Genomic DNA, 9,704 nt, shown 5'->3' with positions numbered 1-9,704 from the left:
GAAAGGGATCGCCCCGCCACCGCGAGCTCGCCCGCCGCCACCTGCCTGCCCGCCCCGCCGTCACCGGGCTCCTCGTCGGCGGCCGTCCCGGCCTTCGGCAGCCACCGATCCGATCATCGGCATCGCCGTCGCGCGAATGCGTGGACCAGAACGTCTATCTCAGACGCTACGAAGCTGATGACGTAGATGGATCAGGCAGCTCGGCTGCCGGTCCAGCCGGTCGAGCCGGTCCAGCCGGTCGAGCCGGTCCAGCCGGTCGAGCCGGTCCAGCCGGTCGAGCCGGTCGAGCCGGTGCGTGGAGGTGCGTGGAGGTGAGTCACCTACGTCATCAGCTTCGTAGCAGGTTCTCACGCCATCGTTGTCCCCAGCGCCGGCCGTTTTCCACAGGCTTGCCCACAGGCTTTTCCACAGGCTCCCGGCGGGATTTGAAGGCGGATGCGGCGGAATGGAGCATGCCAGTGTGACGGAGTTCAGGCCACCGGTCGACCTCGGGGTGACGTTGCGGGCGTTGCGCCGCCAGGCCGACCTGAGCCAGCGACAACTCGCCGAGCGGTCCGGGGTGCCGCAGGCGACGATCGCCCGGATCGAGTCGGGCCGGACGGCCGACCCGAGCTTCCGTACCGTCGAACGGCTCGTGGACGCGGTCGGCGGCGTCGTCATCTCCGTCGCCGGGACCTCCTCGGCCGCCCCGACCGCTGCGGAGGAGGCCCGTTCGCTGCCGGCCGTGCCGCACGAGGAACTGCGGGACGCCGCGGGGCGGCACTGCCCGGCCCACCTGGACGCCCGAGAGGTACGCGAGCCGCGGGACTGGCCGGGCGCCTGGTGGGCGCACTGGCACGACCTTCCCCCTCAGCGGTGGCCGATGGCGTTACCGGCCGTGACCTACGTACAGGATCGGGGCGAGCGGGATCGGCGGCGGCGGGGCGAACGGGTCCGGCGGGAGGTCCGGGTCCGGCGCTTCACGGGCGGGGGCCTCCCCGCGACCTCGTGGGGGTTCCTCGCCGAGCTGCCCGACGGGGAGCTGGTCGGCGAGCTGCGGGCGCACGAGCGCAGCGTCGACCTGCTGCTCGGGTACGACCTGGACGACCGGCGGGAGCTCGTGCTCGACGGCGTCCTGGTCGCCCCCGGACGGCGCCTGCTGGGCATCGGGCGCCGGCTGGTGGAGGCGCTGCGCGCCGAGATGGACCGCGCCGGTGTCGCCACCGTCCACGAGGTCGCCGAGTTCGGCGGCGCCGCCTTCCTGCGGGCCTGCGGTTTCCAGGTCGAGTGGCACCGGCCTTCGGCGCTCCGGCTGGACCGGTCGGTCAGCGCAGGGCGGCGGCCGCCTCGGTGAGGGCCGCGAAGGCCTCCTTCATCCGCCAGGCGCCCCGGTCCCGGGGTCCGATCGGGTTGGACACGGTCCGGAGCTCGGCGAACGGCAGGCCGGCCTGGGCGGCGGCGACGGCGACGCCGTACCCCTCCATGGCCTCGGCCACCGCGTCGGGGTGCCGCTCGGCCAACGTCTCGGTGCTCGCGGTCGTGCCCGTCACCGTGCTGACCGTGAGCACTGCGCCGACCGTCGCCGCCGGCAGCGCCGTCCGCAGCGCCGCGAGCAGCCCGGGATCGGCGGGGACGGTCACGCCGCCGCCCAGCAGCTCCGCCGGCATGCCCAGCTCGTCGACCGGGATGAAGCCCTCCGGCGACTCGGCGCCGAGGTCCGCGGCCACGCTGCGGGTCGCCAGCACGGTCCCGCCGACCGCCACCCGACCGGCGAAGCCGCCGGCGATCCCGGCACTCACCACCGCCCGGTACGGGCGTCCGGCCGCCTCGGCCAGCGCGAGCAGCCGGGCGGTGGCGGCGCCGGCGACCGCCGGGCCCACGCCGACCGGGACGACGGTGACGGTGGGCTCGGTGAGGCCCGCCCGCAGGGCCGCCGCCTCGGCCGGTACGGCCGTCACCACGAGCAGACCGGTCACGCCATCGGTCCCCGGGGCTCCCGCCGGTTCTCGTCCTCGGTCCCGCCCGGCCCGCCGACGGAGGAGGACGGACGGTAGATGTGGTAGCCCGGCGGGGCCAGACCGTCGTCGTCGACCGGGGCCGGCGTACCGCCGGGGGCCGGCGAGGTGGGCGTGGGATCGGCGAACTCGCCCTGCGGGTTCCCGGTCCTCAGCGGCCCGGTCTGCTCGGCGGTCAGCTCGTCGTCGCCGAGCGGCCGCCCGACCAGCCGCTCGTTGCGCAGCCGACCGGCCACCACCAGTGCCCGCGCGGCGACCAGGGCCGCGACGCCGGCCACCACCGCGACCCCGATCCGGCCGGTGAAGGGGACGAGCCCGAGCCCGCCGCCGGCCACGAACGCGAGCATCAGCGCGGTCTCCGAGTGGGCGAACGAGCTCGCCCGCAGCCGCTCCGGGATCCGCTCCTGGATCGACGCGTCGACCGCGAGCTTGGCGATCCCGCTCATCAGGGAGGTCACCAGGCAGAGCAGCGCCACCATGGGCAGCGAGAACTTCAGCGCGGCGAGGACCGCGACGCCGCCCACGATGAGCGTGCCGCTGGACTGGATCGCGGCCGGCCGGTGGATGCGCAGCCGGGTGCCGACCGCGGTGGCCAGGAAACTCCCCCCGACCAGCGCGCCGCCGACCAGGGCCAGCGCGCCCTGGGCGCCGAGGGTACGGCCGAAGAAGTCGGTGGTCAGGTCGCCCGCCTTGATCGCGAAGGCGAGGAAGAGCAGCAGGAAGCCGTACACCCCGCGCAGCGCCGCCGCCCCGATCAGCGTGGCGATCACCAGCCGCCCGGCCGGGCGGCCCCGGCCCAGCGGCCGTTCCCCGTCCCGCCGGCGCAGCGCCCGCAGCGGCTGGGGCACCCGCTCCGGCGGCTCCGAGTCGGCGCGCGGCGGCAGGCGCAGCGAGATCACCATGCCGACCAGGAAGATCAGCGAGGCGACCCGGAGCGGCCACTGCGCCCCGAACCAGAACGCGGCCAGCCCGATCGGGGCGACCAGCGCCCCGGCCACCGTGCCGTAGACGCTGGCCCGGGCGCCGACCTGGGACAGCCCGATCCCCTCCGGCAGCAGCCGGGGCACCGCCGCCGAGCGGGCCACCCCGTACGCGCGGGACAGGGCGAGCACGCCGAACGCGGCCGGGTACAGGCCGAAGCTGCCGATGTAGTCCGAGATCAACCAGGCGAGGAAGGCCCGGCCCAGCATGGTCGCCGCCAGGGCGTACCGGCGGCCGTGCCGGAAGTGGTCGAGCAGCGGCCCGACCACCGGGGCGAGCATGGCGAACGGCACCATCGTCACGAGCAGGTAGAGCGCGACCTTGTTGCGGGCCTCGCCGAGCGGCACCTCGAAGAAGATCGTCCCGGCCAGGCCGATCGCGATCAGGGTGTCCCCGGCGCAGGAGAGGGCGTGCAGGTCGAAGAGCCGGACCATGCCCACCTCGTTGCCGGCGCTGCTCGCCCGGGCCGACCCGGCCCGGCGGGTCATCCAGCGTCCGCCGCTGACCGAGCCGCGGAGCAGCAGGCGGGTGGCGCGGATGCCCGTGCCGACGGTCCGCCCGAGGACGGACCGCCCGGAGCGGGAGGACAGCGGCATGTGCACCATCCTCGCCCATCTGATCCACGTGTGCCCCACCACCCGGTGAGAACGACTCCGGGGAGTGCCTGTCGGTCGACCGTGGGCATGGGGAACAATGGTCGGGTGACCAGGCCCGCCTCCGCCCGTGCCGCCCGCCTCGACCAGGTCTGCGCCGCCGCCGTCGAGGTGGCCCGCGCCGGCATCACCGAGGTGGATCCCGCCGACGTCGGCGACCACCTGCAGGCCGTCGCCGAGGGCGACCGGCTCGTCACGCACTACTTCGAGTGCCGGCTCGCCGGCTACCGCGGCTGGCGCTGGGCCGTCACGGTGACCCGGGTGCCGCGCAGCCGCCACGTCACCATCTGCGAGACGGTCCTGCTGCCCGGCCCCGACGCGCTGCTCGCCCCGGGCTGGCTGCCCTGGCAGGAGCGGCTCAAGCCGGGCGACCTCGGCCCCGGCGACCTGCTGCCCACCCCGCCGGACGACGAGCGGCTGGCCCCCGGCTACGTGCTCTCCGACGACCCCGCCGTGGAGGAGACCGCCTGGGAACTCGGGCTGGGCCGCCCCGGGTGCTCTCCCGCGAAGGCCGCACCGAGGCCGCGCAGCGCTGGTACGAGGGCGACCACGGCCCCTCCGCCCCGATCTCGATGGCCGCGCCGCCGCCGCCCGCTGCGGCACCTGTGGGTTCTACCTGCCGCTCGCCGGCGCACTCCGGCAGTCCTTCGGCGCCTGCGGCAACTTCTACGCGCCGGACGACGGCCGGGTGGTGAGCGCCGACCACGGCTGCGGCGCCCACTCGGAGACGCTGGTGGAGGCGGCCGAGACGCCGGTCGACGAGCTGCCCACGATCTACGACGACAGCGCGGTCGAGGCTGTGTCGGTCAGCCGGGCCCCGGGCTCGGTGGAGTCCGCCGAGCCGGCGGAGCCGTACGGCCACTCCTGAGCGTCAGTCCTGACCGGCGGCCGCCCGGCGGCGGCGCCGGTTGGCGTCGTGTCGCATCATCACCGCGAGACCGGGAAAGCCCCACAGGAATCCGGCCAGGCAGGTCCAGAGCCAGTTCTGGTGCCCGTGCTCGGTGAGCCAACCCCGGCAGAAGATCAGCAGGACGAGCCCGACCACCGCCCAGCCGACCAGCCCGGCGACGGCGATCGGCACCATCGGGGGGTCAAGGGGTTCGGGCCGCGGCGGTTGCTCTTCTGGCACGGGGAAAGGGTACGCGATGGCCCCTTCCCGCCGGCCGGGTGATCTGGGACGATGCCCGCGACCGACGGCAGATCATCTGCGAGGACCTGATGGCCATTGCCCCGCCGGACGGCGGCACCCCACCCGATCCCACGCACCCCCGCAACCCGGTCGACCGCTTCTTCGAGATCTCCGCCCGCGGTTCGACCACGGGCCGGGAGGTACGCGGCGGCCTGGCCACCTTCTTCACGATGGCGTACATCGTGGTGCTCAACCCACTCATCCTGGGCGGCGCCGTCGACGGTGACGGACGGAAGCTCGCCATCCCCGCGCTGGCCGCCGCGACCGCGCTGGTCGCCGGCCTGATGACCATCCTGATGGGGGTCGTCGGGCGGTTCCCGATGGCGCTGGCCGCCGGCCTGGGCGTGAACGCGCTGGTCGCGTTCGAGATCGCACCCGAGATGACCTGGGCGGACGCCATGGGCCTGGTGGTGATCGAGGGTGTGGTGATCGGGGTCCTCGTCCTCACCGGGCTGCGTACGGCGGTGTTCCGCTCGGTGCCGACCCAGCTGAAGACGGCGATCGGCGTGGGCATCGGCCTGTTCCTGACGATCATCGGCCTGGTCGACGCCGGTTTCGTGCGGCGGGTGCCGGACGTGGCGAACACCACCGTGCCGGTCGGCCTGGGCATCGGGGGCAAGCTCGTCAGCTGGCCGACGCTGGTGTTTGTGGTCGGCCTGCTGCTGACGCTGGTGCTGGTGGTGCGCCGGGTGCGCGGGGCGATCCTGGTCGGCATCCTCGCCTCCACGGTGCTGGCGATCGTCGTGGAGGCGGTGGGGCACATCGGTCCGTCCTTCGTGAACGGCCGGCCCAACCCGAAGGGCTGGGCGTTGAACGTGCCGACGCTGCCGGAGAAGGTCGTCGACGTCCCGGACCTGTCGCTGCTCGGCAACTTCGACGTGCTGGGTTCGTGGAGCCGGGTGGGCTGGCTGGTCCCGCTGATGTTCGTGTTCACCCTGCTGATCACGGACTTCTTCGACACCATGGGCACGATGGTCGCGATCGGCCAGGAGGGCGGCATGCTCGACGAGCGGGGCACCCCGCCGCGGGCGAAGGAGATCCTGCTGGTCGACTCGATCGCCGCGGCGGCGGGCGGCGCGGCCAGCGTCTCCAGCAACACGTCGTATATCGAGAGCGCGGCGGGGGTCGCGGAGGGCGCCCGGACCGGGGTGGCCAACCTGGTCACCGGCGGCCTGTTCCTGCTGGCGATGTTCCTGGCGCCGCTGGCGGTGATCGTGCCGTTCGAGGCGGCGTCGACGGCGCTGGTGGTGGTCGGCTTCCTGATGATGACGGCGGTGCGGACCATCGACTGGACCGACTACGAGATCGCCATTCCCGCGTTCCTCACCATCGTGCTGATGCCGTTCACCTACTCGATCTCGAACGGCATCGGCGCGGGCGTCATCACCTACGTGCTGGTGAAGTCGGCGCGGGGGAAGGCGCGGGAGATCCACCCCCTGCTGTACGGAGTGGCGGCGCTGTTCGTGCTGTACTTCCTGCGCGGGCCGATCGAGTCCGCGGTTCGGTAACTCATATTCCTCCTGGTGAGCCTGGTCATATCGCATGTCGTTAGCCAGGCTCATTAGTTAAGCTAACGATTGTGACGGAGCGGACGGTGACGGCGAGACGCGTGCCACCGGCGCAGCTGGCCCCTCAGCTGCGTGATGCGATCACCCGGTTCAACCGGCGGGTCCGACGGGCCCGACCGGTCGGCGACCTCACGGTCACCCAGCTCTCCGCGCTCACCAGCCTCAAGCTGGCGGGCGCGCTGACGCCCCGGGAACTGGCCGACATCGAGCGGGTGCAGCCGCCGACGATGACCAAGATCGTCGCGAAGTTGGAGGAGCGCGGCCTCGTGCAGCGCACCCCCCATCCGACCGACGGTCGACAGGTCATCCTGGCGGCGACCGAGGGGGGACTTGCGGTGCTCGACCAGTTCGAACGGGCCCGCAACGAGTGGCTGGCCAGCCGGCTGGCCGCGCTCACCGAGGAGGAACGCGACACGCTGCGGCGGGCCGCGGAGATCCTCCAGCAGCTCGCTCGCGCCTGACTCGAGCGTCCCGCGGTCCGCGCCGTCCATCGTCGATGACGCGTACGACCGCGAGGAGGCGCACCAAGAGTGCAGGCCAAGCTGAGCACGATGTTCCAGTCCCTACGAGTCCGCAACTACCGACTCTTCGCCACCGGACAGCTGGTCAAACTGATCGGCGTCTGGATGATGTTCATCGCCCAGGACTGGCTCGTCCTCGAGCTTTCCGACAACTCCGCCACCGCGCTCGGTGTGGTCACCGCGCTCCAGTTCACCCCCGTACTGCTGCTCACCCTGCTCTCCGGCCGCCTCGCCGACCGGTACGACAAGCGACTGCTGCTCTTCGTCGCCAACGCGTTCTGGACCGTGCTGGCGCTCGGGATGAGCCTGCTGGTGATCACCGGGCTGGTGCAGCTCTGGCACGTCTTCGCGTTCGCCGCCCTGCTCGGCGTGGCCAACGCGGTGGAGACCCCGGTCCGGCAGGCGTTCGTCTCCGAACTGGTCGGCATGCCGCTGCTGCCGAACGCGCTTTCGCTCAACGCGGCGGTGTTCAACTCGGCCCGGATCATCGGCCCGGCCCTCGCCGGCCTGGCCATCGCCGCCTTCGACGTGGGCCCGGTCTTCCTCTTCAGTGCGCTCAGCTCGATCGCCCCGCTGGTCAACGTGGTCCGGATGCGTCCCGCCGAGCTGCACCGCAAGGACCTCCTGCCGGTGGGCCAGCGCGACCAGGCGAAGGTGGTCGACGGCCTGCGCTACGTCTGGCGCCGCCCCGACCTGCTGTTGCCGATGGCGCTGATGTCGGTGGTCGGGATGAGCCTGTTCAACTTCCAGCTCACCCTGGCCGCGCTGGCCAAGACCGTCTTCAACACCGGCGCCGCCTCGTTCGGCCTGTTCAGCACCGCCCTCGCCTGCGGCGCGCTGACCGGCGCGCTGGCCGGTACCGGGCGGCGCAGCCGCCCCTCGGTCTGGCTGGTGCTCGGCGCGGCGGTCGGCTGCGCCAGCTTCGGCACCCTGGTCGGGCTCGCGGGGGCGTACTGGCTGGTGGTGGCGCTGCTGCTGCCGACGGGCTTCTTCATGGTCTTCTTCGCCCAGGCGGCCAACCAGCGGGTCCAGCTCGGCGTCGACGCCGCCTTCCGCGGTCGGGTCATGGCGCTCTGGGTGCTGGTGTTCCTGGGCACCAACCCGGTGGGTGCGCCGGTGATCGGCTGGGTGGCCGAGACCTACGGCGCCGGGGCGAGCATCTGGATCGGCGGGCTGATCTCGCTCGCCGCCGCGCTGCTCGCGCTCGCCTGGCAGCTGCGCCGCTCCGGCGCCCGGCTCCGGATGCGGGTGCTGCCCATGCCGCGTTTCTACGTGGTGTCGCCCACCGGCGAGTGACGCCCGCGATCGCCCTCGAAAGACCGGTTCCCGTTGCGGGGGCCGGTCTTTCCCCATTCATTCGCGTCCGGATACCGGCAATCGGGTGGCGGGCGGTCACGGCGGGGCTTAGCGTCGATGTGTGGGATTGGGGCGGGGTCTGCTGCTGATGTTGGCGATCCTCGCCGTCTGCTGCCTGCCCGCCGCCTTCGCGCTGCTATTTTGCGCCGACGAGATCATGGATCGGGTGGCCTGCCGGTGGGCCGAGTGGCGGGAGCAGCGGAGCGAACGACGCGCCATCGCCGGGCTGGACCGGGCCATCGAGGCGGACGCGCTCACCCGCGACATCGACCTGACCGAGTTCGACCGGGACGACCGGCGCCCGTTGGAACAGATCGCCGCCGACCTGCGTCGCCTCGGCGGGCACCGGCTCGCCGCCGTCGAGCGGTCGGTGGTCTGGCACGGCGCGGTCATCGACGCGTACGACGAGCGGCTGCGGGCCGCCTGCCGGGCGCTGGGCATCCCCGAGCACCTGGCCGAGCTGGAGGGTGTGGACCGGGAGATCGAGCGGGTCCGGGTGGAGGGGCTGCTGCACGCCGCCGGCATCACCCTGCCGACCGCCCGGCCGGGGCACCGCCAGCGGCACCGCTGAGCGGGATCCCGATGCGGCTGTTCGTCGCGGTCTACCCGCCTCGACCGGCGGTCGACGACCTGACCGCCCGGGTGGCCGAGCTCCGGGTGGGCGCCGCCTTCGCCGCCGGCACCAACGTCCGGCTGGCCGACCCGACCCACGCCCACCTCACCCTCGCCTTCCTCGGCGACGTCGAGGAGGAGCGGCTGGTCGACGTGGAGAGCGTGCTCGGCCTGGCCGCCGAGACGTTCCGGGACGGGCGGGACAGCTCGCCCCGGCTGCGCCTCGGCGGTGGGGGCAGCTTCGGGCGGGGCCAGTTCACCGTGCTCTGGGTGGACCTCCGGGGTGACGTCGAGGCGCTGGCGACGCTGGCCCGGCTGATCCGGTTCGGGCTGCGCCGGGCCCGGCTGCCGCACGACGAGAAGCCGTTCCGGGCGCACCTGACCATCGCCCGCCCCGGCGATCGGATCGATCGCGCCGACGTGCTCGCCGACCGGGAGACCCTGGCCGGCTACCTGGGGCCGGAGTGGCCGGCGAGCGAACTGGTCCTGGTCCGCAGCCACCCGGGCCCCCGTCCGACGTACGACCGACTCGCCGCCTGGCCGATCTGACCACCCCACCCCACCCCACCCCGCTCCCAGCGCGCGATCTTGCAGTTGGTGCCCGGGCAAAGAGCGCAAATAGCGCGAATCAGGGGCACAAACTGCAAGATCGGCGCGGGAGGGAGGGGAGGGGTTGACGGGGGCTATTCGCTGAGTGAATAGTGGTGCGGTGGTCCACTCAGCATGTTCTGGCTCGGGTTGCTGGCGGGTGGGGCGCGGCACGGGTACGAGCTGAAGCGGGCCCACGACGCGCGGCTGCCCCGGGCCCGGCCGCTCGCCTTCGGCCAGGT

At 73.3% G+C, this 9,704-nt stretch carries 10 protein-coding genes and 2 pseudogenes; 8 read left to right on the top strand and 4 right to left on the bottom strand.

Annotated elements, in window-relative coordinates:
• Positions 1–159: 159 nt before the first annotated feature.
• Complete coding sequence (locus JNW87_RS29075) at positions 160–351, bottom strand: hypothetical protein (RefSeq protein WP_238454750.1); 192 nt, start codon at positions 349–351, stop codon at positions 160–162.
• 109 nt (positions 352–460) lie between these two features.
• Here JNW87_RS29075 and JNW87_RS29070 point away from each other — a divergent pair, with 109 nt between their 5' ends.
• Positions 461–1,333, top strand: coding sequence for a GNAT family N-acetyltransferase (locus tag JNW87_RS29070; RefSeq protein ID WP_236647407.1), 873 nt, complete (start codon positions 461–463; stop codon positions 1,331–1,333).
• Here JNW87_RS29070 and JNW87_RS29065 read toward each other — a convergent pair.
• On the bottom strand, positions 1,305–1,955 hold the full coding sequence (locus tag JNW87_RS29065) for a futalosine hydrolase (RefSeq protein ID WP_109801035.1): 651 nt from the start codon (positions 1,953–1,955) through the stop codon (positions 1,305–1,307). The genes JNW87_RS29070 and JNW87_RS29065 overlap by 29 nt on opposite strands.
• The gene (locus JNW87_RS29060) at positions 1,952–3,571 is read right to left on the bottom strand and encodes an MFS transporter (RefSeq protein ID WP_109801067.1); all 1,620 of its coding nucleotides are present in this window, start codon (positions 3,569–3,571) and stop codon (positions 1,952–1,954) included. Before JNW87_RS29060 ends, JNW87_RS29065 begins: the two co-directional genes overlap by 4 nt.
• 87 nt (positions 3,572–3,658) lie before the next feature.
• On the opposite strand from JNW87_RS29060, the pseudogene JNW87_RS29055 reads away from it, so the two are divergent.
• Positions 3,659–4,496 (top strand): annotated as a pseudogene (locus JNW87_RS29055) (DUF3027 domain-containing protein).
• A gap of 3 nt (positions 4,497–4,499) precedes the next feature.
• Here JNW87_RS29055 and JNW87_RS29050 read toward each other — a convergent pair.
• Positions 4,500–4,757: a DUF2530 domain-containing protein gene (locus JNW87_RS29050; RefSeq protein ID WP_109801037.1), complete on the bottom strand. Its 258-nt coding sequence runs from the start codon at positions 4,755–4,757 to the stop codon at positions 4,500–4,502.
• 89 nt (positions 4,758–4,846) lie between these two features.
• Between JNW87_RS29050 and JNW87_RS29045 the strand changes: the two genes are divergently transcribed.
• The 6 genes and pseudogenes from JNW87_RS29045 to JNW87_RS40910 all read left to right on the top strand — a co-directional run.
• Positions 4,847–6,325, top strand: coding sequence for an NCS2 family permease (locus JNW87_RS29045; RefSeq protein WP_109801068.1), 1,479 nt, complete (start codon positions 4,847–4,849; stop codon positions 6,323–6,325).
• A 71-nt stretch (positions 6,326–6,396) separates the two neighbouring features.
• On the top strand, positions 6,397–6,846 hold the full coding sequence (locus tag JNW87_RS29040; protein ID WP_201749544.1) for a MarR family winged helix-turn-helix transcriptional regulator: 450 nt from the start codon (positions 6,397–6,399) through the stop codon (positions 6,844–6,846).
• A gap of 69 nt (positions 6,847–6,915) precedes the next feature.
• Complete coding sequence (locus tag JNW87_RS29035; RefSeq protein ID WP_109801038.1) at positions 6,916–8,202, top strand: MFS transporter; 1,287 nt, start codon at positions 6,916–6,918, stop codon at positions 8,200–8,202.
• 121 nt (positions 8,203–8,323) lie between these two features.
• Positions 8,324–8,833 carry a hypothetical protein gene (locus JNW87_RS29030; RefSeq protein ID WP_109801039.1) on the top strand — a complete coding sequence of 170 codons (510 nt, stop codon included), beginning with the start codon at positions 8,324–8,326 and terminating at the stop codon, positions 8,831–8,833.
• A gap of 11 nt (positions 8,834–8,844) precedes the next feature.
• Complete coding sequence (thpR, locus tag JNW87_RS29025; RefSeq protein WP_109801040.1) at positions 8,845–9,423, top strand: RNA 2',3'-cyclic phosphodiesterase; 579 nt, start codon at positions 8,845–8,847, stop codon at positions 9,421–9,423.
• Between the two features lie 155 nt (positions 9,424–9,578).
• A pseudogene (locus JNW87_RS40910) lies at positions 9,579–9,704 on the top strand (PadR family transcriptional regulator); the annotation flags it as partial.

The organism is Micromonospora sp. ATA51 (assembly GCF_016802855.1).
GTDB lineage: Bacteria > Actinomycetota > Actinomycetes > Mycobacteriales > Micromonosporaceae > Micromonospora > Micromonospora sicca.
The sequence above is the reverse complement of the archived record's forward strand: the minus strand, read 5'-3'. Positions and strand labels throughout refer to the sequence as shown.

Bases quoted from the DNA above. Each gene is read 5' to 3' on its own strand.
- thpR (WP_109801040.1), top strand. From the start codon at position 8,845: ATGCGGCTGTTCGTCGCGGTCTACCCGCCTCGACCGGCGGTCGACGAC.
- JNW87_RS29060 (WP_109801067.1), bottom strand. From the start codon at position 3,571: ATGCCGCTGTCCTCCCGCTCCGGGCGGTCCGTCCTCGGGCGGACCGTC.
- JNW87_RS29045 (WP_109801068.1), top strand. From the start codon at position 4,847: ATGGCCATTGCCCCGCCGGACGGCGGCACCCCACCCGATCCCACGCAC.